16 protein-coding genes are annotated in these 23,741 nt (G+C 47.8%); 12 read left to right on the top strand and 4 right to left on the bottom strand.

Annotated features, from left to right (window positions below):
• The first annotated feature begins 186 nt into the window (after positions 1 to 186).
• The 12 genes from GOL65_RS06135 (at position 187) to GOL65_RS06080 (ending at position 13,820) form a co-directional block, all read left to right on the top strand.
• Positions 187 to 1,593, top strand: coding sequence for an MFS transporter (locus GOL65_RS06135; RefSeq protein WP_179038192.1), 1,407 nt, complete (start codon positions 187 to 189; stop codon positions 1,591 to 1,593).
• A 133-nt stretch (positions 1,594 to 1,726) separates the two neighbouring features.
• A complete protein-coding gene (locus GOL65_RS06130; protein WP_407657464.1) occupies positions 1,727 to 2,779 on the top strand; it encodes a LacI family DNA-binding transcriptional regulator in 1,053 nt (350 codons plus the stop codon).
• Between the two features lie 2 nt (positions 2,780 to 2,781).
• Positions 2,782 to 3,765, top strand: a complete 984-nt coding sequence (locus tag GOL65_RS06125) for a nucleoside hydrolase (protein WP_140919326.1) — start codon at positions 2,782 to 2,784, stop codon at positions 3,763 to 3,765.
• Positions 3,766 to 3,891: 126 nt separating this feature from the next.
• The gene (locus GOL65_RS06120; RefSeq protein ID WP_140919325.1) at positions 3,892 to 5,538 is read left to right on the top strand and encodes a Na/Pi cotransporter family protein; all 1,647 of its coding nucleotides are present in this window, start codon (positions 3,892 to 3,894) and stop codon (positions 5,536 to 5,538) included.
• 123 nt (positions 5,539 to 5,661) lie between these two features.
• Complete coding sequence (locus GOL65_RS06115; protein WP_140919324.1) at positions 5,662 to 6,267, top strand: YebB family permuted papain-like enzyme; 606 nt, start codon at positions 5,662 to 5,664, stop codon at positions 6,265 to 6,267.
• A gap of 38 nt (positions 6,268 to 6,305) precedes the next feature.
• Positions 6,306 to 6,836: a DUF4303 domain-containing protein gene (locus tag GOL65_RS06110; protein WP_140919323.1), complete on the top strand. Its 531-nt coding sequence runs from the start codon at positions 6,306 to 6,308 to the stop codon at positions 6,834 to 6,836.
• 281 nt (positions 6,837 to 7,117) lie between these two features.
• Positions 7,118 to 8,791, top strand: coding sequence for a 2-succinyl-5-enolpyruvyl-6-hydroxy-3-cyclohexene-1-carboxylic-acid synthase (gene menD / locus GOL65_RS06105; protein ID WP_140919322.1), 1,674 nt, complete (start codon positions 7,118 to 7,120; stop codon positions 8,789 to 8,791).
• Positions 8,791 to 9,573 (top strand): 2-succinyl-6-hydroxy-2,4-cyclohexadiene-1-carboxylate synthase, encoded by a 783-nt coding sequence (menH, locus tag GOL65_RS06100; RefSeq protein WP_140919321.1) that lies wholly within the window; start codon positions 8,791 to 8,793, stop codon positions 9,571 to 9,573. The genes menD and menH overlap by 1 nt, the downstream gene beginning before the upstream one ends.
• A gap of 2 nt (positions 9,574 to 9,575) precedes the next feature.
• Entirely contained in the window at positions 9,576 to 10,433 is an 858-nt protein-coding gene (menB, locus tag GOL65_RS06095; RefSeq protein ID WP_140919320.1) for a 1,4-dihydroxy-2-naphthoyl-CoA synthase, read from the top strand.
• Positions 10,433 to 11,404: an o-succinylbenzoate synthase gene (menC, locus tag GOL65_RS06090; protein WP_140919319.1), complete on the top strand. Its 972-nt coding sequence runs from the start codon at positions 10,433 to 10,435 to the stop codon at positions 11,402 to 11,404. Before menB ends, menC begins: the two co-directional genes overlap by 1 nt.
• Complete coding sequence (menE, locus tag GOL65_RS06085; protein ID WP_140919318.1) at positions 11,392 to 12,813, top strand: o-succinylbenzoate--CoA ligase; 1,422 nt, start codon at positions 11,392 to 11,394, stop codon at positions 12,811 to 12,813. Before menC ends, menE begins: the two co-directional genes overlap by 13 nt.
• 83 nt (positions 12,814 to 12,896) lie before the next feature.
• On the top strand, positions 12,897 to 13,820 hold the full coding sequence (locus tag GOL65_RS06080; RefSeq protein ID WP_140919317.1) for a phage exclusion protein Lit family protein: 924 nt from the start codon (positions 12,897 to 12,899) through the stop codon (positions 13,818 to 13,820).
• A gap of 124 nt (positions 13,821 to 13,944) precedes the next feature.
• On the opposite strand, the gene pabB is transcribed toward GOL65_RS06080, so the two are convergent.
• The 4 genes from pabB to GOL65_RS06060 all read right to left on the bottom strand — a co-directional run bounded on the left by pabB (position 13,945) and on the right by GOL65_RS06060 (position 23,328).
• Positions 13,945 to 15,672, bottom strand: a complete 1,728-nt coding sequence (gene pabB, locus GOL65_RS06075; RefSeq protein ID WP_140919316.1) for an aminodeoxychorismate synthase component I — start codon at positions 15,670 to 15,672, stop codon at positions 13,945 to 13,947.
• 1 nt (position 15,673) lies between these two features.
• On the bottom strand, positions 15,674 to 16,255 hold the full coding sequence (locus GOL65_RS06070; protein ID WP_140919315.1) for an anthranilate synthase component II: 582 nt from the start codon (positions 16,253 to 16,255) through the stop codon (positions 15,674 to 15,676).
• A 144-nt stretch (positions 16,256 to 16,399) separates the two neighbouring features.
• On the bottom strand, positions 16,400 to 19,021 hold the full coding sequence (locus GOL65_RS06065) for an autotransporter outer membrane beta-barrel domain-containing protein (RefSeq protein WP_140919314.1): 2,622 nt from the start codon (positions 19,019 to 19,021) through the stop codon (positions 16,400 to 16,402).
• Positions 19,021 to 23,328: a beta strand repeat-containing protein gene (locus GOL65_RS06060; protein WP_179038191.1), complete on the bottom strand. Its 4,308-nt coding sequence runs from the start codon at positions 23,326 to 23,328 to the stop codon at positions 19,021 to 19,023. Before GOL65_RS06060 ends, GOL65_RS06065 begins: the two co-directional genes overlap by 1 nt.
• Between the last annotated feature and the right edge of the window lie 413 nt (positions 23,329 to 23,741).

Below are 23,741 nucleotides of genomic sequence, written 5' to 3'. Positions count from 1 at the left end.
CGCGTTTTGTGAACGACCTCAAAATCTACGCGAGTAGATTTGATCTATCTACGCGGGTAGATAAACTTTGCAGCATAACGATATGATGAGGTCTATAAATAATCAGGCCAGTCAGAGCGTTGGATTATATAGGCAAGCAGCACGCCGGATATCGGCTGTTAATCTGTATCACACAGGGGATAACGAATGACAATAATAAATAGCTCTGAGCCAATCTCTCAGGCCTCGTCAGAGATGACTGCGGCGGACGAGAGGTTGACAACACAGGAAGGGCGTAAAGATTTCTGGCGGGCGACATTTTCATGCTGGTTAGGTACCACTATGGAATACGCCGATTTTGCACTGTACGGACTGGCGGCAGGTATCATTTTTGGTGATGTCTTTTTTCCTAATGCCACTCCGGTTGTTGCGCTAATTTCCAGCTTTGCTACCTATTCGGTTGGCTTTATTGCCCGTCCAATTGGTGCGTTGTTGTTTGGCTGGTTGGGGGATCGTAAAGGACGTAAGTTAGTGATGGTGATTACTATCACCTTGATGGGGGCTTCAACCACCTTAATAGGTTTGATACCCAGCTACGCTACCATTGGTTTATGGGCACCTGGCTGTTTAGCTTTCCTGCGTTTTATGCAAGGCCTGGGGGCTGGAGCAGAGCTTTCCGGCGGTGCGGTAATGTTAGGAGAATATGCCCCTGCTGAAAAACGTGGACTGGTATCATCAATCATTGCGCTGGGCTCTAACAGCGGTACTTTACTGGCATCTCTGGTATGGTTGATTGTATTGCAGATGGATAAGCAGAGCTTACTGGAGTGGGGATGGCGTATACCGTTCCTGTCCAGTATTTTGATTGCTGCGGTGGCGTTATTTATCCGTCGCCATATGCGTGAAACACCGGTATTTGAACGACAAAAGAAGGTTCTGGAAGAGCAACGTCGTTTAGCTATGGAGAAAGGGCATCAGCAGGTCGATCAGAAAGACACTCGTAGCTTCTGGAAACGCACCAAAGCTTTCTGGATCATGGTAGGTTTACGCATTGGTGAAAATGGACCTTCTTATCTGGCTCAGGGCTTTATTATTGGCTATGTGGCAAAAGTTCTGATGGTTGATAAGTCAGTGCCCACCATGGCGGTATTTATTGCTTCATTGCTGGGTTTTCTGATTATTCCACTGGCCGGGTGGTTATCCGATCGGTTTGGTCGTCGCATAACCTATCGCTGGTTCTGTATTCTGTTGGTGCTGTATGCATTTCCGGCCTTTATGCTGCTGGAAACTCGTGAACCGATTATTGTGATGATTACCATCATCGTTGGAATGGGTCTGGCATCACTGGGTATCTTTGGAGTGCAGGCAGCATGGGGCGTTGAGCTGTTTGGTGTCACTAACCGTTATACCAAAATGGCGGTGGCGAAAGAGCTGGGTTCTATTATGTCGGGCGGAACAGCTCCGCTTGTGGCTTCAGCCATGTTGTCGTATACCGGTCACTGGTGGCCGATTGCAGTCTATTTTGTGTTTATGGCGGGTATTGGTCTGGTTGCAACCTTCTTTGCGCCGGAAACGCGGGGACGCGACCTTAATCTGCCAGAAGATGCAATATAGCCTGATGTGTGCCGATTAATTCCCAACAAAATGATATGTTATTGTCTGAGTTGGGTATTTTTCCGCGAACAGGTTCGGTATCCTGTATAAAAGTCTGATAACCATAGTTATTTTTATCTGCCAGGCAGATTAAGTGAGTAACGCAGTGTTGAATCAACATTCTCGCCGCGTAACGCGTTCCGATGTGGCACGTGAAGCGGGGACATCGGTTGCCGTGGTTAGTTATGTAATCAATAACGGACCGCGTCCGGTTGCAGAAGCGACTCGTGAGCGCGTGTTAGCGGCGATTAAGAAAACAGGATACCGGCCAAATGGTATTGCCAGAGCCTTAGCATCGGGAACTACCCGCACCTATGGCTTAGTAGTGCCAAATATTTCTAACCCATTTATTTCTTCAATGGCTCATGCTCTCCAAAAGGAGGCGTTCACCCACGGTCAGGTATTGCTGTTAGGCGATGCAGGAGATGACCGCCAGCGCGAATTGGAACTGATTAATAATCTGTTGCACCGTCAGGTGGATGGATTGTTGTATACCAGCGTTGACCGTCATCCTTACATTGAGTTGATTCAGGCCAGCGGTACGCCGTTTGTGATGTTAGATCGGGTTGATCCGGCACTTAAGGTGAGTGCTATTCGTGTCGATGAAAAAGCCGCGGCTTTTCAGGCAACTTCGCATCTGATTGAACATGGTTATCACGATATTGCCATTATCTGCGGGCCAAGGGAGATGCTGAATACCCAGGATCGTATTAATGGCTGGCGGGACGCGCTGCAACAGAACGGTTTAGCGGTCAACGAGCAGTGGATTTTCTCCACCGATTATACCCGCGAGGGCGGCTATCAGGCGGCAGAACAAATGCTACAGGGCAAACTTCCCAGAGCGCTATTCGCCACCAATGAATTACAGGCGCTGGGGTGCTTACGGGCGCTGTCTGAGAGATCGATTTCTGTACCTGATGAGCTGGCAATGGTGTGTTTTAACGGTACCGTTGAATCGCAATTTAATGTGCCTTCTTTAACCACCGTTCGTCAACCAGTGAGCAAAATGGCCAAAGCGGCTATTGAAATGCTGAAGAATTGGAATGATTCCCCTAACGTACAAGAATTTGCCTTTGAGCTACAGATAGGCGAATCCTGCGGGTGTTTGCCACAACGAGCAACTCACTCGACTAAACTGAAAAGATAATTATGCGCTTAATAATTGATTGCGATCCGGGAAATGGCGTAGTCGGTGCCAATGTTGATGATGGTCTGGCACTGGCTTTGGCCATTGCAGCCCCGGATATCTCACTGGAGTTGATTACCACGGTTTCCGGCAATACCCCCAGTATGGTGGGTTTTTCGGTGGCACGAGCACTGGTAGAGCGTCTGGGGTTGAATATTCCGGTTCGCCGGGGTGCTTCACAGGCATTGGTTGAACCAGCAGGACCATGGCGGGATAAGCTGGATCATGGTGCCGAACGCAGCGGTCTGACCGATCTATGGCAGCAGGTGCCCAGGTTGCGTATGGCGGATTATGAAGCCCCGCTAGCGGCACATGAAATCGGAAAACTGATTTGCAGTAATCCCGGTGAAATTACCTTAGTGGCTATCGGACCATTAACCAATATTGCTCATGCGATCCAGCTCTATCCGGATTTGGTTAACCATGTGGCTGAAATTGTGATTATGGGCGGCGTATTTAACGTTGATGGCTATATTAAAGACACTAACTTTGGTGTCGACCCGGAAGCAGCCCATGTAGTACTGACCAGTGGTGCAAATATTACTCTGGTTCCTATGGATGCTACAGTGCAAACGCAAATGCTGCATCAGGATTTAGATAAAATAGCGGAAATAGATACGCCACTGTGCCATTTTCTGGTGGAAACCATACGGCCATGGATGGATTACTCCATTCAAACTCGTGGACTGCCCGGTTGCTGGATCCATGATGTTTTGGTGGTCGCCTGGTTGTTGGATCGCAGTGTGGCGACCTATACTTCTCGTTATGTTGATGTGGCGCTGGAAGGTGTATTAACACGCGGCACTACCTGGCAGCGGGATCCGCATAATCTTCGCTTAGATGTGGGAATAGCACCGGCACAAGGTAAACCGGTTACCGTGCTACAATCAGTTGATAATCAGAAGCTGTTGTCGATTATTCATCATAATCTGAATCATTATCGTTAGTTCAACTATAAGCCTGAGGGCGTCGTCATCTGCGCCTTCTATTGCTATTTTTAAATATTAAACAGGTGGTTTATTAGATTCAATAAACAGGAGCGTTCTTCTGAAATTGAATAACAGGATATTGCTATGCTGACCTTGCTTCATTTGCTCTCCTCTGTGGCCCTGCTGGTTTGGGGAACTCATATTGTTCGTACTGGTGTAATGCGGGTATTTGGTTCTGATTTACGTCGGATACTTAGCGCCAGCATTCAGAAAAAATGGCGGGCATTTATTGCCGGGGTAGGCGTAACTGCTCTGGTGCAAAGCAGCAACGCCACCGCATTACTGGTGATCTCTTTTGTTTCTCAGGGGCTTATTGGTTTAGCGCCTGCACTGGTGATTCTGTTAGGAGCAGATGTAGGTACGGCGCTGATGGCGCGAGTACTGACTTTCGATCTCTCCTGGCTATCGCCGCTATTGATTCTGTTTGGTGTGATTACCTTTTTAAGCCAGAAGAAAACTCGGGTTGGGCAAGTGGGCAGGGCCGGTATCGGGCTGGGGTTGATCTTGCTGGCTTTGCAACTGATCGTTATTTCAGCTGAACCTATTACTCAGGCCAGCGCGGTACGAGAGGTCTTCTCCTCTCTGGCTGGTGATGCCGTTTTGGCGTTATTAATTGGCGCTCTGTTTGCCATGGTGAGCTATTCCAGCCTGGCGGCAGTTCTGCTAACTGCGACTCTGGCCGCCACCGGGCTGGTACCGCTTAATATTGCTCTGTGTATCGTTATTGGTTCCAATTTAGGCAGCGGCTTCCTGGCTTTGCTTAGCAGCCGTGGACAGGGCGCTACGTCACGCCGTCTGGTATTGGGTAGTCTGTTGTTTAAGATTATTGGCTGTGTACTGGTGGTGCCGTGGATTGCAGTACTGACCCAATGGTTACGTCAGTACTCACTGCCTGCTGCGGAAGTGGTGATCTACTTCCACATGTTGTACAACCTGCTGCGCTGTATTTTGATGCTGCCGTTGGTTAATCCAATGGCTCGCCTGACCACTCGTATGATAGCGGAAGATCCCGCGATAGCTGCTCAACTAACCCCTCGCTATCTGGACAGTGCGGCATTGGATACGCCGTCACTGGCGCTGGCTAATGCGGTACGAGAAACTCTGCGTTTGGGGGATGTGGTAGAGCAGATGCTGGTGGGCTTTAATGAAGTGTTACAGGGAAATCAGCAGCACCGCCGCGAAGTGGCCCATCTGAAAGATGAAACCGATATGTTGTACGGTGCGATTAAGCTGTATCTGGCAAGATTGCCGCCAGAAAGTTTAAGTGCAGTAGATTCCCGACGTTGGGCGGAGATTATCGACACGGCGGTAAATCTGGAACAGGCGGGAGAGATTATTGACCGTATGACTTCCGAGGTGTCCTCTAAATCACTGGGAGTACGTAAATCTTTTTCCTTAAAAGGAATGGAAGAGCTTAATACGCTGTATTTACGTTTGGTTAAAAATCTGGACTTAGCCATGTCAGTATTTTTGTCTGGCGATATTGATAATGCCCGCCGCCTGCGCCGCGCCAAGCACCGTTTCCGTTTGCTGAATCAACGCTATTCGTTGGGGCACGTCGAACGCCTGCATCATAAAAATCTGCAAAGTATGGAAACCAGTTCACTGCATATGGGCCTACTGGCTGATATGAGAAGGCTTAATTCGCTGTTTTGTGCGGTGGCCTATTACGTATTGGAAGTGCAGGATGAAGAGAGTCATTCAGACGGTGAAGTTGGGGTAACTAACTGACAGAACTGTCAGATTTGTCAGTGATGGTAAAGGTTTGTCGAGGCCATTGATTCAATAGTGCTAACTGGATAATTTGTGGGAAATTTCTGTTTAATCAACGTCCCGTAAGTTAAAGGAATCGCTATGAACGTTAATTATCTGACGGCCTATGAAGTAGGCGATGTGGTATTTACCTGTATTGGCAATTTGCTGTTTCGTCAGGTTTCTGCCGCATCGGCCTGCTGGAGCAATCACGTAGGGATTATTATTGGCCACGATGGTAAGGATTACATTGTGGCAGAGAGTAAAGTCCCTCTGTCCCAAACGACTACGCTGACTAAATTTGTTTCCCGCTCGGTAGACGGACGTTACGGTGTTCGCCGTCTGGAAGGGGGATTAACCGAACAGCAAAAGCAGTCGCTGGTCGAGAAAGTGCCTGAGCGTTTAAAAGTGCTGTATCACACCGGTTTTAAGTATGAGTCTTCCCGCCAGTTCTGTTCCAAATTTGTGTTTGATCTTTATCGTGATGGATTGTCTATTTCCATAGGAAAAATTGAAACCTTTGACGCACTGCTCAGTAGTAATCCTGATGCGAAGCTACAATTCTGGCACTTTTGGTTTTTAGGGGCGATACCCTGGGATCGTAAAACCGTAACACCAGCCAGTTTGTGGTTTTATCCAACTCTGGTTCCGGTATTTAACAGTCATCCCGATGCAAATGAAAGCGAGCCTGACTGGTATTACCATTAAATTATTAATTCGTACTCTATGGACCGGAGATATCCGCTTTGGATAAATACAACCAAGCCTCATTTGATGAGGTGATGTTATTTGTCAGACGTGAAGTTAGCCAATTTATCGATGCTCATCCCGGAGAGGTGTTTTCCGCGTTTGCCTTTGACTGTAACATTTGGGAAGGTGTTGAACTGAATTTATGTCTGACGACTCAGGGCTATCTGAATGAGATCCTGCATTATTATCAGACGGGAGCGCGTAAAGATTATTACCAGACTGATGAAGGTATTTTAAGCCTTAAATATAATACCGGAGACTGGAAGTATCAGTGTTTTAGCAGTATGAATTGCGTCAAAGACGAAGACTACAGCTATTTTGATACCGATGATAAACAGGAAAAGTATCAGTACTGGATCAATTTGTTAGCGCAAGTCATGAATGAGTTTTTGCAAACTCCGGAATATGCAGCTATTCCCAAACTGCTGGATTTCAAAGTGCTGGTCTACGATCATGATGAAGACCCGGAGAGTAGCGAACAGCGGTTAACGGCTTTTGGTGACAGGCCAGCATTTCGTTTAAATTAGCGATAATTTCAGTCATCTGTAATCACCTGAAACTAAATGTATCTTAATGTTTCTGAATTTCCCCTATTGCCATAATTCATAACAATCATGCTACAGGCCAGACGGTTGAAAGGTTGCCACAAGGTTGGGATTAACTTAAAAATCAATACGTTTGCTGACAAACCCGCGCCATTCGGGCATTTCATTGTCGCCACTGCATGCTTAGTGTAATATATGTGACCATTATGGATTCTATTTTTCAGTTAAATCAATAGATTAAACTGATCTTCGGTGAACTCTCCATGTCGATAAGTGTGTTTAACCGCCGTTGGGCGGCAGTGCTATTAGAAACATTAACCCGCCACGGGGTTCAACATGTGTGTATTGCACCGGGTTCCCGATCTACCTCTCTTACGCTGGAAGCGGCGGCCAACGCCAAAATAACCTGTCATACCCATTTTGATGAGCGCGGCCTTGGCCATCTGGCGCTTGGTATCGCTAAATTTACCGGTCAGCCGGTTGCGGTGATTGTGACTTCCGGCACGGCGGTGGCAAATTTATATCCCGCTTTGATTGAAGCCAGCCTGACGGGAGAACAACTGGTTTTACTGACTGCCGATCGTCCACCAGAATTGATTGATTGTGGTGCCAATCAGGCCATTCGTCAGCAGGGCATTTTTGCCGATCATCCTGGTCAATCATTATCATTACCCCGACCGACACCGGATATCTCAGCCACATGGTTGGCTTCAACGCTCGATCAGGCATTAAGTGAACAAAAGCAGGGGGCATTACATATTAACTGCCCGTTTGCAGAACCGCTGTATGGTGGTGACACTTCTGCCTATGCTGACTGGTCCGAAACGTTGGGCGACTGGTGGCAAAGCGATAAACCCTGGTTAATCAGCGATAACCAACGCATGGTGACACCGCAGCCAGACTGGCCTCAGTGGCGGCAGCGCCGTGGTGTGGTGGTTGCAGCACGCATGGGTGCGGAGCAGGGGCAGCAGGTAGCGGCCTGGGCTAAACAGTTAGGCTGGCCACTATTAGCAGATGTGCTCTCCAGCACTGGACAACCATTGCCCTGTGTGGATCTGTGGCTCAATAATCCCAAAGCTCAGGCAATACTGGCGCAAGCCGAGGTTGTGGTGCAGTTTGGTGCCAGCCTGACGGGTAAGCGTATGCTGCAATGGCAAGCCAGCTGTTGCCCAAAAGAGTATTGGCTGATTGATAACATTAGCGGACGTTTAGATCCTGCTAACCATCGTGGTCGCCGTTTGGTGGCAGATATTAGCGAGTGGTTGACATTACATCCGGCAGAAACTTATCAGCCATGGGCTGGTGAACTTAATACATTAGCGATGCGAACACGCACTCATGTTACTGACTATCTGGAACATCAGTTTGGTGAAGCACAGCTGGCCTGTCATTTAACTGAGCTGTTACCACCAGATGGCTTATTTTGGGCGGGTAATAGCCTGATTGTGCGGCTGATTGATGCATTAGCGCAGCTACCTGCAGGTTATCCGGTATACAGTAACCGTGGAGCCAGTGGAATTGATGGTTTATTTTCTACTGCGGCAGGGGTTCAACGTGCGGCAGACAAGCCAATGCTGGCGGTACTGGGCGATATCTCTGCACTGTATGATTTAAACTCTCTGGCGCTGATGAAGCAGTGCACCGCTCCGGTAGTCTTGGTGGTGGTAAACAACGATGGCGGTTCAATTTTCTCGCTGTTGCCTACGCCGGAAGCAGAAAGAGAGCGTTTCTATCGCATGCCGCACGGTATAAATTTTGAGCATGCAGCAGCCATGTTTGGCTTATCCTATGCCAGCCCTAAAAACTGGCAGTCAGTCAAACAGACTGTAGAAGCTCACTGGCAACAAAGTGGCGTTTTACTGCTGGAGTTGCAGGTACCTCCTCATGATGGTGCAGAAACTCTGCGTCAGTTAGTTAACGATGTGGTGAGCTTTTAATGCTGGCGGTAACCCGTTATCCGTCAACTGAAGCCAATGATAATCAACCCTGGCTGGTGTTTCTCCATGGGCTATTGGGCGATGGACAGGATTGGGATGCGGTCTTACCCCACCTTAACCACTGGCCTTGCTTTACTATTGATTTACCGGGTCACGGCAAGTCGCAAGATATCAGCGTTAATGGTTTTGAGTCGTTAAGCCAGCAACTAACGGAAACCCTGCTAGCCTGTAATATTAACCGCTATATCCTTATCGGTTATTCTTTGGGTGGTCGCAGTGCGATGTATCATACTTGCTTTAGCGACAGTGAGGGATTAGTTGGACTGGTGATCGAAGGGGGAAACCCCGGACTCGGTTCTGAATCAGAACGGCAGGCTCGTTTGCAACATGATAACCGTTGGGCTGAACGGTTTCGCCATCAGCCATTGCCAGAGGTGTTGACTCAGTGGTATCAACAGCCGGTTTTTGCCAACCTGAATGATGAAAGCCGTCAACGGATGATTTTACGTCGTAGTCATAATGACGGTAGTAACATAGCGCAGATGCTGGAATCTACCTCGTTGGGCTGCCAGCCCCAATTGGGCGAGTTGTTAAAGACGCGCTTAAAACAGCGAAATATACCTTTTTGTTATCTCTGTGGTGAACAGGACGCAAAGTTTCAGCAAATTGCGCTTGAAAATCACTTTCCGCTGCGTATTGTAGCCGCAGCAGGTCATAATGCACATTCGGCGAACCCTAAAGGTTTTGCCGCACAGTTGCTTACATTTTTGAAGGAATGTTAATTATGCTTTATCCAAGTGAACAGGAACTCTACGCACCTATCGAATGGCAGGATTGCTCTGAAGGATTTCAGGATATTCGTTACCATAAATCAGCCGACGGTATTGCAAAAATTACTATAAACCGTCCTGAAGTGCGTAATGCATTCCGTCCTCTGACCGTGAAAGAGATGATTCAGGCATTAGCGGATGCCCGCTACGACGATCATATTGGTACCATTATTCTGACCGGTGAAGGTGATAAAGCGTTCTGTTCCGGTGGTGACCAGAAAGTACGCGGCGATTACGGCGGTTATAAAGATGACAGCGGCACTCACCACCTGAACGTGCTGGATTTCCAACGTCAAATCCGCACCTGTCCTAAACCAATTATTGCTGCGGTAGCCGGTTATTCTATCGGTGGTGGTCATGTGCTGCATATGATGTGCGATCTGACTATCGCTGCAGAAAACGCAATTTTTGGTCAAACCGGTCCTAAAGTTGGTTCTTTTGACGGTGGCTGGGGCGCTTCCTATATGGCACGCATCGTTGGCCAGAAAAAAGCCCGTGAAATTTGGTTCCTGTGCCGTCAGTACAATGCTCAGGAAGCGCTGGATATGGGATTGGTTAACACCGTGGTTCCTGTTGCAGACTTAGAAAAAGAGACGGTTCGCTGGTGTCGTGAAATGCTGAGAAACAGCCCAATGGCACTGCGTTGCCTGAAAGCGGCTCTGAACGCTGACTGTGATGGTCAGGCTGGCCTGCAAGAGCTGGCGGGTAACGCCACTATGTTGTTCTACATGACTGACGAAGGTCAGGAAGGGCGTAATGCATTTAATGAGAAGCGCCAGCCGGACTTCAGCAAATTTAAGCGTAATCCATAATGCGTAAGGTCGAACTCTACCGTTTTAGCCTGCCGATGGAGGCAGGGGTAATTCTGCGTAATCAACGGCTAAAAACTCGCGATGGTTTACTGGTTTGTCTGACGGAGAATGGTAAACAGGGTTGGGGAGAGATCTCCCCACTGCCAGAATTTTCTGAAGAGACGCTGGAAGAGGCAGAAGCCGCCACACTGGGCTGGTTGCACAGCTGGGTTAACGGTGAGCAGGCGTTTGAAAGCGCGCTGCCTTCCGTCGCTTTTGGTTTGAGCTGTGCGATGGGGGAGCTGTCAGGCTTTCTGCCGCAAAAAGCGGATTACCGTAAAGCTCCGCTATGTAATGGCGATCCGGATGAGCTGTTTGCCGTGCTGGGTGCGATGCCGGGTGAGAAAGTGGCAAAAGTTAAAGTCGGCCTGTACGAAGCTGTTCGTGACGGCATGATTGTTAATCTGCTGCTGGAAGCCATTCCTGATTTGAAACTGCGTCTGGATGCCAATCGCAGCTGGACTCGCGCTAAAGCCGATGGCTTTGCTAAATATGTTCAGCCTCAGTTTCGGGATCGCATTCAGTTTCTGGAAGAACCCTGCAAGACTCGTGATGAATCCCGCGATTTTTCTCGCGAAACGGGTATTGCCATTGCATGGGACGAGAGCGTGCGTGAAGCAGACTTTGTGGTCGAAGCAGAGCCAGGGGTTGCGGCGATTGTGATTAAACCCACGCTGGTGGGTAGCATTCAACGTTGTCATATGTTGATTGAACAGGCACACAAAGCGGGTTTAATTGCGGTTATCAGCTCATTGATAGAAACCAGCCTTGGTCTGACTCAGTTGGCAAGAATGGCAGCATGGCTGACGCCGGATACCATTCCGGGGTTAGACACGTTGTCACTGATGCAATCGCAACTGGTGCGTCCATGGCCTGACAGTGAACTCCCCGTGCTGGATGTTGATGCGCTGGAAGTGGTATGGCGTCGTTAACTTCAACTGTTTTTAGTCATTGGCCGTGGCAGCAGTGGGCAAATGAACAGCCAAACGCCACGGCAATTATCAGAGAGCAACAACCCATCAGCTGGCAGCATTTAGCTGATGAGGTTAATGCTCTTTGTCGTTTGTTCTACCACCATGGTGTTCGTTCCGGACAAGGTGTAGCGCTGAGCGGCAAAAATAGTCCCGAACTGTTGCTAGGGTATCTGGCGATATTACAGCTGGGTGCCAGAGTATTACCCCTCAATCCTCAATTACCCGAGGCATTACAAGCTCAGTTATTACCCATTCTGAATATTGACTGGGGTTGGAGTACTCATCCTCTGGCGTGGCCGGATAGTGTTAAACCGTTACCTTCATTCAGTATTGAACAACTCTCAACCAGCAATTCCAGGACTCAGCTGATGGCTGACTGGCCATCAGTTCAAGCATTGACCATGACCTTAACCTCGGGTTCCAGTGGATTACCCAAGGCGGCGGTACATACACCAGAGGCTCATTTAGCCAATGCAGCCGGATTGTTACAGCGAATGCAGTTTGAAGCGGGTGACAGTTGGTTGCTCTCTTTGCCGCTGTTTCATGTTTCCGGGCAGGGCGTGATATGGCGCTGGTTGCAAAAAGGTGCCACGCTGGTGCAACGCAATATGCATCCTTTAGATCGGGCGCTGGCGGGCTGTACTCATGCTTCACTGGTGCCCACTCAGCTCTGGCGTTTACTGGAGCAAAATGCCGATAAGTTAGTGCTTAAGCAGGTGTTGCTGGGAGGCGCGTCTATTCCCGTTGAGTTAACCGAACGTGCACAACAGGCTGGAATCAGTTGTTGGTGTGGGTATGGCATGACGGAAATGGCTTCTACTACCTGCGCGAAACCTGCTGATGCAACTGCTGGTGTTGGTGTGCCATTACCCGGTAGAGAATTACAACTGGTGGATAATGAAATCTGGCTGCGGGGTTGCGGTCAGGCGCTGGGCTATTGGCAACAGGGTGAAATCCGACCGTTAAGCGATAGTCAGGGCTGGTTCCATACCCGCGATCGTGGCGAGATGCGAAACGGTGAGCTGTATATTTGTGGACGTATGGATAACCTGTTTTTCAGCGGCGGAGAAGGCATACAACCAGAAGATATCGAGCGGGTACTGGTAACCCATCCTCTGATTGAACAGGTGTTTGTGGTACCGGTTGATGATATGGAATTCGGTCAGCGCCCTGTGGCGGTGATAGATGCATTGCCGGGGCTGGATTTATCTCAATTATCTATATGGCTGGAAGGTAAGATAACCCGTTTTCAGATTCCGGATGAATATTACGTTTTGCCTGTTGAGTTAAAGTTGGGGGGAATTAAGATCTCCCGGCTGGCGGTGAGGGAATGGGTTAAGTCTTTGAGTAATGATGTATCTAAATAGATTGGAAGCTTAGTTAGAGGCCATTTGTACTGATTTATGGTTGAGCTGATATTCTGATAACCGCTATATGCCAAGGTGGGTTAATGAACGAGAATCAAGCATTAGAAAAACTGTTTGAAGGAGTCGTTCCGGAAAGGTTAAGCGAAGTCCTCTGTTTAGTTGAAGAGCATTCGGCTCAATTCCGAAGGGTTGGAGATAGAAGTGGTTTTAATCTTGATGCTGGAGCATACGGCGCAATTCAGTTTACCCAAAGATCTTTAGAGCAAATGTGGCTTTTTGGCTTTGCAAGTCTATACTCCCTTCACTGTTATTCAGCCGTAATCGAACTAGCCTGGCGTCATAGCCTGAAATTCGATTTTGAAGAAATTATTGCCCTACCAGATCTGAAAGGCAAATATGAATGTTTTTCCAGAATAATTAAATCTATAGAACAGCTAAATAATGTTGAAAGTGAAAATGATTTTGTTTGGCCAGCTATAATTCCTAAACCGGAAGAAGGAAAACCTAAGGATACTGAACAGGCTGCAATGTTTGATCTTATTCTGATGGCGAGTGCGTATATATTTCTACATGAATTAAAGCACGTAATTTTTCAAGCTGTAGGCAATGCTCCGCAAGACCCGCATGAGGAAGAAATGGCATGCGATTCTTTTGCTTCTCACATGATGTTGTCAAAAATTGATGACTACTCGATTATGAGTGGTTTTCCATCAGATAAAGTTCGAATGAAAAGATCGGTGGGAATAGCTCTCGGAAATGTATTTCTGGCTGTTGTTACACCTAAGCATAATTTAGGCGGAACGATAACTCATCCTCCCATCCACAAACGCTGGTTAGTAACCTTGGGAGGAATAGATTTAGAGGAGAATGATGATTATTGGCTATATTTTGCCTCGCTAGCGATTGCCTTAATAAAATATAAAGAAATTGATTTCCCAGCGCAGACTGTGACTAGTTATAAACAGTTAGCAATATCTGTAATTAATGTGCTTGAAAAGGGCATCTGACAAATTGAGCGATTGTATAGATTAACTGCTATTCTACTTCCTTTGAACAAAGCATGTTTACTCAGGTATCACTCTTAGATAACTATAAAATCTAGCAACAACCCAACTACACTCAACTCAATTTTCAATCATCCTGCCAAACTACTTCCCGCCATCCGCGAACGCTATTAATAAACCCAATTTTCTGTGCCTGTTTTATCTGGGCTTTGGTGAGAATTGCTTCCCTGATAGTTCCCGCCTGCAATAATGCCTGCCGTTCGGTTCCCGGTAATAAACCGCATGAGATTGCCGGGGTTAGCCACTGTCCATCAATCAATAAAACCACATTACCATTTACAAATTCGGTGATTTCGTCCTGTTGGTTATACAGCAAAAACTCGCTGTCCAACGTAGCCGCAGGGTAGTGATCGCGCAGGGTGGTTTTATGGTAAAGCAGATTATTATCACTGTGTACCGCCGAGGGTGCCCAGCGGGCAATCAGCGGATTAGTCAATGGTGTAATTGGGTCGCAGCTTAACGTTGCCTCACCGTTTTGTGCCAGCAACAGGCGAACCTTATATTGCCCCTGTTGGTGGGCAGTGACTAACTGTTGTAATTGTTCTGTTAGCTTATCGGCATCAAACAAAAAGTTAAAATAACGGGCAGAAGCGGATAAGCGTTTAAGATGCAGCGCCAGTAGATGATATTCCCCATCCTTTAACAACAGGCTTTCCAGTAGCTGTTTTGGCAGAGTAACACCATGTAGAACCTGAGCCTTGTTAATCACTTCCTGATACTCATTTTCTGCGGTGGAATCCCAGGTGATACCACCACCCACGCCGTAACGGGCTAGATTTTTTTCTGTATCAATAATTACTGTACGGATTGGAACACTAAACAGTGCCTCTTTGTGCGGCGTGATATAACCGATAGCGCCGCAGTAAACTTCCCGGGCTTGTGGCTCAAGTTGAGCAATCAACTTCATGGTGCTGGCCTTGGGCGCACCGGTAATTGAGCCGCAGGGAAATAGTGCACGGAAAATATCGCTAAGGCTGGTTTCAGGACGAGTTTGAGCACTAATGGTTGAGGTCATTTGCCAGACAGTAGGGTATTGTTCAACATCAAACAGTGCCGGTACCTTTACGCTACCGGCAATCGCCACCTGACTGATGTCATTACGCAGTAAATCAACAATCATTACGTTTTCTGCCCGGTCTTTTTCTGAGGTTCTTAGCTGTTCCTGACGCATCAGATCGTCCTGAGCATCCAGCCCTCTTTTAGCGGTTCCCTTCATGGGTTTAGCGGTTAACGTTCCCTGATGCCAGTGAAAGAACAGTTCCGGTGAAGCAGATAGAATTTTGAAACGGCCGATATCCAGACAGGCGGCATAATCAGCTTGCTGGGCACGAAGTAGCTGTTGATAAAGTTGAGAGTATGCCTGCTCATCGCTGGCTGTTACTTTAGCTTCCAGCCGAATGGTGTAATTGGTTTGGTAAGTATTACCCGCTTCAATTTCTGATTTGATACGTAAAATGGCCTGGCGGTATGCTTCCGTGGAAGTGGAAGGTTGCCACTCCGCCAGAATATTATTAAATCTGTCATCGGAGGTATCGCAAGGATCGTCAGTAAGTGGTTGCTGATACAGGCCAAACCACAATAGCGGCATATCGCCCTGCGGAGGTGTCTGGTAATAGGCTTGAAACGCAGCAGCAGCCTCATAGGACAGATACCCGGCAGCATACAAACCACTTTCTACCGCTTGTTCAACCTCTGCCAGTTTTTCTGTCACTTCGCTGAGTTGAGAGGTGGTAATAATTTTTAGCGGATGTTCAAACAGCTGAACCTGATGATTAAAATCAAAGCGTAATTTCATATCAGGCTCCTTCACTGGTGTAAGTGGTGATAAATTGCTGTAACAGCTTCAAACCACCTTCCGTCAAAATGGCTTCAGGATGAAACTGTACCCCTTCAATCGGCCATTGCTTATGGCGCAATCCCATAATAATGCCGTCATGGGTTATCGCTGATATTTCCAGTTCTGCTGGCAGAGAAGAGGGCTCGACCATCAGCGAATGGTAGCGGGTAACCTGCAACGGACTGGGAAGATGATCAAACAAAGTGCGGCCATCGTGGGTGATTAATTCGGTTTTGCCATGGACTGGCACCGGACACTTAACAATACGCGCACCAAATGCCTGAGCAATTGCCTGATGACCAAGACAAACACCCAACAAAGGAATGGTACCGGCAAAACTGCGAATTACCTCTAGCGTAATACCTGCATTTTCTGGTATTCCCGGTCCGGGAGAAAGAATAATAGCAGAAGGGGCTAAAGCGGCTATCTCATCGAGCTGTAGCTGGTCGTTCTTAACGATCTTCACTTCAGAATAAGACTGACAAAGATAATCGTACAGGTTATAGCTAAAAGAGTCGTAGTTATCGATGAGCAGAATCATAAGTCAGGTGTTACCGCAGATGGCAGAAGGGCGAAGTGGGTTATTCTAACCGATAGAGAGGGAATGGGAAGCCTGAAAAAGAAACCCGCCAGATTGCGCCAGCGGGTTTAGATAGTCAGACTCTGGTATAGCGCTTATGGCATCTTACCATTTGACGTTAACCCCTAGCTGTCCACCCCAGGATTTATTATCCCGATCGTCAAGTGACTTACTGTAACTACCGGCAGCGGAATATCCCATACTTTCATTATATTGGTAGTTAGCACCAACACTGACTTCTGCCCAGGTTCCATTGGATGGTTGCTTCAACTGAGTAGAATGCTTGCCGGTTTTGTCAACGGCATAGGTAGTGGCATCACCCATAAACTCATGCCATATGTCAGTTTTTGCCCAGGTTCTCAGATAGTGAGGCTTGCTATCGCTATCCTTAGCTAATGACCAGTCACGGTCGACAAGCAGACCGGTACGGGCACGCAGCGAATCATTTTGTTTGAAGCTGAAACTACCGTGATTATCTTTGGCATCGTCAAACGAGATGTGTTGGTAAGCAAGCTGTGCCTGTGGTTCGACGGTTAATCCGTTATTGAAATTAAAGGCATATCCTCCCTCTACTGAGCCTAAAACACCGACACCGTTAGTGGAGAAGGTTTCGCTGTGCTTAGAGGTTGCATCCACATCATAGTAGGTGGTTTGTAATACGGTATCCGTATACCAGTTTTGTTGCCCCTGATGGGTCCAGTATAGCCCGAGGCTGTAAGCTTTAGTGACCGTTGAACCAGCACCCTGCCCACGATCGTTATTGATATCGGTTTCGGTATCGCCATAGCCGAAGTAGACGCCGGTGCGATCCATCGATGAATCAGCCCCTTCGCGACGGTAAATGTCGTGTCCCAACTGTATTCCGGACAGATAAGAGTCGTATCCGGCACCATTTTTCTCAATATCACCAGAGCCATGCTCAGTTTTCTTACCGATAATGCGTCCCCAGGCTTCAGGAATATAAGCAGAGTTATCGGATCTGGCCTGTGCCTGAACCACTTTTGGCGTACACATGCCGGAAATCAGTAATTCAACTTCTTCTTTTGCCGTCAGTCCCTCTTTTTTGCAGGCATCGCCACCGCTTTGTACGATCTGTGCCTGAGGCGGCGTATTGCGAGCGTGTTGTGGCCCCCTACGGGTATCCAGTGAGCCTAACATGGTATAGGCATAATCGTTGGCCACAGGAAAGACGGTTGAGGCCAGGGCGATTTCAGAACGGTAATCGGTATTCAGATACCAGTTGTTATTTGCTGTGTTGTATTCCAGTTCATAGTCAGATACACCGAACAACTGACGGCCGGTGGATAGCTGGAACGCGCCTGCGTCGGATTTACTCAGACTTTCAACCACCAAAACTTGACTCTTTGGTGCGATAGCGGTGTTTTCGCCCAGATGATTGATTTCAACGGTTGTTGGTCCACCTGTTCCCAAACGAGCTGAGTCCACCACCATCACGTCAGAAAACAGTGTTTTCCCTTTGTCATCGGCCTTCATATTGGCAACCACCCGGCCACCGTTAGAAACAAATGTGCCACCACCGTTTTTACCTGGCGTGTGTCCTCCGGTAATGACCAGCGAATTACCGGCATTGGTAGTTCCATCCGTCAGGTCAATAACCCCTGAGTGGTCAAATAGCGTAACTCCCAGCATTTGCCCTTGAGTGAGGGTAGCGGTATTGGCGTAGCTTGAAGTGAGATCCACCGGAACATAGATTTCGTTAGCGCTAACCGGATTGATGGCATAGTTGGCGGAGTTTGCCAGAACTAAAGTGCCTTTATTGATAAAGGTATTATTGCCGCCGTTGCCCATATCGACAGAGGCAATGCCCCAGTTATCACGTAATCCATCCCGGTTGCTGTCAGAATAGTTACGCAGCAGGAAACGATTATAGTTGTTGATGGTGTTATCAGCAGAGCCAAACTGAGCCGAGCCGGTGAGTTGGTTATAGTTATTAACGGTAACCTGTCCGGCATTGGCGGTTGAGTAAATAACCCGATCGCTGATAGCGTCAACCACACCATAGTTATTTACCATCAGGCGAGTTTTTTCGCTGGAAATGGTACTACCTAAGCCGATACCAAATGCATCTCCACCGTGAACTAAAGCAGTTTTTCCAATGTTAATATTACCGGTGCCGGATAACGACATGCCGATACCGCCAGCGCCTTGTTCTGCGTTAATAAAGCCGTTGTTGAAATTGATTTCGGCAGCAGTATTGGTGTTACCGGTGGCTAAGTCATCAACCCAGATACCCACACCTGTTGGCGTAATACCAGTAGATACCGGTGAAAGGGTGATGGTTCCTGAATCGTAGGTTACGCTGGCTTTGCCATTCGCGCCGGTTGCGGCATAGATACCGTGATGGGTACCCTCTGCGGAGCTTTGGCCAGCGTTAATTTGATTGGTTGCCTGCACTGTTACGTTACCTGCTGCGGCAGTAGCCTGTATTCCGCTGCCGTCTCTGGCATTGATAGTTCCGGCATTACGTACCAAAAAACTGCCCACAGGACCGCTGCTTTCAACGTACATACCGTGGCTCTGAGCGTTAATCTGGCCCAGGTTATCCATCAGCAGACCCTTAGCCACCTGTCCCTGAACAGGTTTTAACTGAGCGCTGATACCACGGCTGTCGTCACCCAGTGTATCAATAGTGCTTTGATTCAGCATTTTGATATCGCCCGTGTTGGTTTCAGCATGCATACCGTGAGCGGAGATACCGTTGGTCACTACGATTGCATTATTATCAAGCCGACTGGTGCCTGCGTTTGACAGGGATGCAATACCATGAGCGCCATCACCTGACTGTTGTTGATCGCGGACAGACTGCCGGTATCGGTTTGGCCGAAAATTCCGTAACTCTGATTGCCGTATGTGGCGACACTACTTTGATTTACTGCATCGCTGATTCCGCTTTGACTAAGGACTGCGACGCCATAGGCAGATTGTCCGTGAGTGGTGACAGTAGCGAGATTAGTGGCCAGTGCAGTGCCACTATTGGATTGAGCAAAGATACCGTAGCCGTTATCGCCGTATGTTGTGTCGGTAGCAAAGTTAGTCGCCAGTGCAGAACCAGTGTCAGTTTGAGCAGAAATACCGTAACTGTTATTACCATAAGTAGTGACGTTGCTTTGGTTTTGCGCTTCACTTTTCCCGCTCTTACTGATGGCACCAAGCCCATTCCCATTGGCGGACTGTCCGTGAGTAGTTACATTGCCCATGTTGAGTGCTAATGCGCTACCGCTTTCGGTTTCAGCTCGCATACCGTAGGCATTGTTTCCTTCAGTAGTAATAACCTGCATATCCAGATTGAGGGACAGGGCCTGAGCCAACTGACTGAAGGCTGACAGGCCGTGAGCATCATTACCGTAAGTGGTGACGGTATTTTGGTTTTTCGCCAAAGCAGTGCCTTTGATATTAGAGGCATGCACGCCAATGGCACTATCTCCGTGGGTAGTGACCTGACCATTGTTGATTGCTTCTGCGCTATTGCGCTGGTTTACCGCACTTAAACCATAACCATCAACACCAAAGGTTTCTACGTTTAGTTGGTTATAGGCCAGTGAGTAGCCACTCTCGCTTTCGGCACTGACACCGCGAGCACCGGTACCCTGAGTAATTACACTTTGGTTATTGATAGCCTGAGCATGGCTATTTTTACTGAAGGCATGAATACCATAGCTGTAATCACCCTCAGTTTCGATACTGTTATCGTTTTGCGCCAGTGCATCAAGATTACTGCTCGCCGCCAGACCGTGGCTATTATTACCACGAGTAATGATGTTCCCCGTAGCTTCGTTATAAGCGTACGCCTGACTGTTTTGGGTTATGGCATTGACGCCATAGGCGTTATTGCCTCGGGTTTCTACATTTCCCTGATTGACTGCCTGAGCAACGCCTTGGGTACTTTCTGCATTTAATCCGTTACTACCATTACCGACGGTCAGGATGGCGTTTCTATTGAGCGCATCGGCGCTGCTTTTGTTACTCAATGCACTAACGCCATAGGCGTTATCACCATGAGTTTCTACCGTGCCATCATTAACGGCTAATGCCTCGGAATTGACGCTGTATGCGTGCAAACCATAACTGCCTTTACCGTAGGTTTTGACGTCCGCATTATTATCATTTTGTACTACCGCAGTGTCATCCTGACTATAGGCACTGACACCGTGAGCATTTTCTCCGGATTTTGCCATGATAACGCCGCCGGCAATCTCACTACCGGTAAGGATACTTCCTTTGTTGATAGCAACAGCTTTGTTATGTTGGCTTTGGGCATTCAGTCCGTCGGCGTTGTTGCCCGCAGTGGTGATTGAACCGAGGTTCCCTGCCTGCGCTTCTCCGTGAGTGCTACGGGCGGTTGCGCCGTTAGAACCGTGACCGGAAGTGACTATCTGATTTAGATTGCTGACAACTGCCAGCGCCTGATAGCTTTGGGCCAGCAGGCCGTGGGCGTTATTTCCCTGAGTGTTAATAATACCCGTGGTGTCATTGAGCGCTCCGGCTTGAGCATCTTCACTAATAGCGCTGGCACCGTTACCGCCATCACCGGTGGTAGATATGGTGCCGGTATTCATGGCTACCGCTTCTTCGTGTTTGCTTTGAGCATATGCTCCGTGAGCATTAGTCCCTGTGGTGTTGATAGTCGCGTTAGCTTCATTGACCGCAATAGATTTTCCATATTCACTGACTGCATTCAGACCATTGGCATTATCACCCTGAGTGGTTATTTTTCCCTGATTGGTTGCGTTAGCCAGTGAAGTAAAACTGAATGCATTGATTCCATGTGCAGTATCACCAGCGGTTTTTATTTCGCCAGTTGTGGTGTTAATGCCCACGGCTGTATTGAATATGCTGGTGGCATTAGCACCATGGGCCTGCCAGCCGTTAGTTTCAATTGAACCGGCATTATTGACCGTAGCTTGAGAGGTCAGGCTGAAAGCGAGCAGGCCTTGGGCCAGCGCACCCTGAGTGGTAATACTGGCATTTTCCTCATTAGAAGATTGCGCAGTAGAGAACAGTGATATTGATTGCGCTCCCATCGCACCCAGACCGCTGGTAGTGATATTGCCCTGATTAATTGTCGTTGCAGTATTAATCAGGCTAACGGCACTTAGTCCTGAGCCAAAAAGACCATTGGTGGATATGGTTCCGCTGCTGGTGTTAATAGCCTGAGCACTGGAGAGCACACTAACTGCGCTGGCACCGTGACCGAAAACATCGAGCACGCCGGTTGAAATCTCTCCGGCATTCTCTACTGACGCAGAACCAAGAACACTTACTGCACTCAGACCATGGCCAAAGGGGCCATTAACTGAGATTTTACCGGTTTCACTGTTATTCGCTGTTGCGCTGCTTAACAGGCTAAAAGCGCTGGCGCCGTGACCGAAGATATCAAGCATACCGGTGGATATTTCCCCGGCATTTTCAGCGGATGCAGATCCAACAATACTGACTGCACTAAGGCCATGGCCTAAAGGCCCGTTAACTGAGATTTTACCGGTTTCACCGTTAATAGCAGAAGCATTGCCCAGCAGACTGAAAGAACTGGCGCCATGCCCCAGAATATCCAGTACGCCGGTGCTGACGTTACCGTGGTTTTCTGTTGTAGCGCTGCCGGCAATGCTGATAGCGCTGACACCATGTCCTAACGGACCGTTAAGATTAACTTCAGCACCTTGTTCGTTGGTGGCTTTAGCATTACCCATAATACTGATGGCGCTGGCACCGTGACCTAAAATACCCAGTATGTTGGTTGACACTTTACTGCTGTTTTTAGCCGTTGCATCGCCAATGACGCTAATCGCACTGGCTCCGCTACTCAGCGGGCCGTTAAGTTGAGCACTACCGGTATTTTCTGCGGTAGCGCTGCCCATAATGCTGATAGCGCTGGCACCGTGACCTAAAATATTCAGAAGATTAGTGGAGACATCACCGCTGTTTTTAGCAGAAGCATTACCAAGGATGGATATCGCACTGGCTCCGCTACTCAGGGGGCCGTTAAGTTGAGCATTACCGGTATTTTCTGCGGTAGCGCTGCCCATAATGCTGATAGCGCTGGCACCGTGACCTAAAATATTCAGAAGATTAGTGGAGACATCACCGCTGTTTTTAGCAGAAGCATTACCAAGGATGGATATCGCACTGGCTCCGCTACTCAGGGGGCCGTTAAGTTGAGCACTACCGGTGTTTTCTGCGGTAGCGCCGCCCATAACGCTGATGGCGCTGGCACCGTGACCAAACACGTCCAGAATATTGGTGGAGACTTCACCGCTATTTTTAGCTGAGGCATCACCAAGAATAGAGATCGCACTGGCACCGCTGCTCAGCAAGCTATTCAGATGGGCTGTGCCTTGGTTCTCAGCGGTAGCGCTGCCCATGATACTGATTGCGCTGGCTCCGTGGCCAAACACGTCCAAAATATTGGTGGTCACTTCACCGTTGTTTTTAGCAGAGGCATCACCAAGAATAGAAATTGCACTGGCACCGCTGCTCAGCAGGCTATTCAGATGGGCTGTGCCCTGGTTCTCAGCGGTAGCGCTGCCCATAATGCTAATAGCACTGGCACCGTGACCAAAAATATTCAGAATACCGGTAGAGACGTCACCATTGTTTAGGGCAGTAGCACTACCAGTAAGGGCCATGGCGTTTGCACCACTACTGAGTGGCCCGTTAAGGCTGGCATTACCATAATTACTGGCACTGGCGCTCCCCAGTAAACTGATGGCGCTGGAGGCGTGATTAAAAATGCTGAGTGCCGGGCTGGAGACATTGTTGTAGTTAGTGGAGTAGGCATCCAGTAGGCTGACTTCACCCAGATTGATAAAACCCAGATCGATATTAATGCCCAGTAGTCCGGGAGTAGCGCCATATAGTTGATTTTGAGAGGACTCTGTCGCCGCAACGTTCTGAGCACTCAGATAAGCGCTGTTTGAAGATGTATCGGATGCAGGGTTTTCAGCAATAGTTTCGAAAGAAAATAAACTACTGGCGATAGCTATAGCTAATGTTTTCTTTAAATGAAAATTAGACATAATTAGGTTCCATCCTAAAAAAAATAATTATTCAATATGGTTATCAATAAGTGTTTTTTATAGATATATTTTTAATGTTAATGGCTTTGTTAATTAACAAATTAAATAAAAAATTACTTCTGGTTGGATGCTGATTACGCCTGGTAGCTATGACTTGGTTGCATCTTGCCTGTTTTGTAAACTTTCTACTAATTTGGGATAATAGCTTTCTCAATATTGAATTGAAAGTTAAACAGTGAGGGGTTTATTTTATACGGGTAATTATTTATTAATTTAAATTGATGCTTATTTGTTTATTGATAAATTGAGATTAATCTTATTTAAAATTTATATATTAATTAATAATGCTTACTCATTCCTCTTTTTATATAAGTAATTATTCCTTTAGGTAACTTGCATAGGGTTGGAGTTGG

It is taken from the genome of Limnobaculum xujianqingii (assembly GCF_013394855.1).
In the GTDB taxonomy this organism is placed as follows: domain Bacteria; phylum Pseudomonadota; class Gammaproteobacteria; order Enterobacterales; family Enterobacteriaceae; genus Limnobaculum; species Limnobaculum xujianqingii.
Note: the sequence above shows the minus strand (reverse complement) of the source record. Positions and strands in the feature narration are given on the sequence as shown.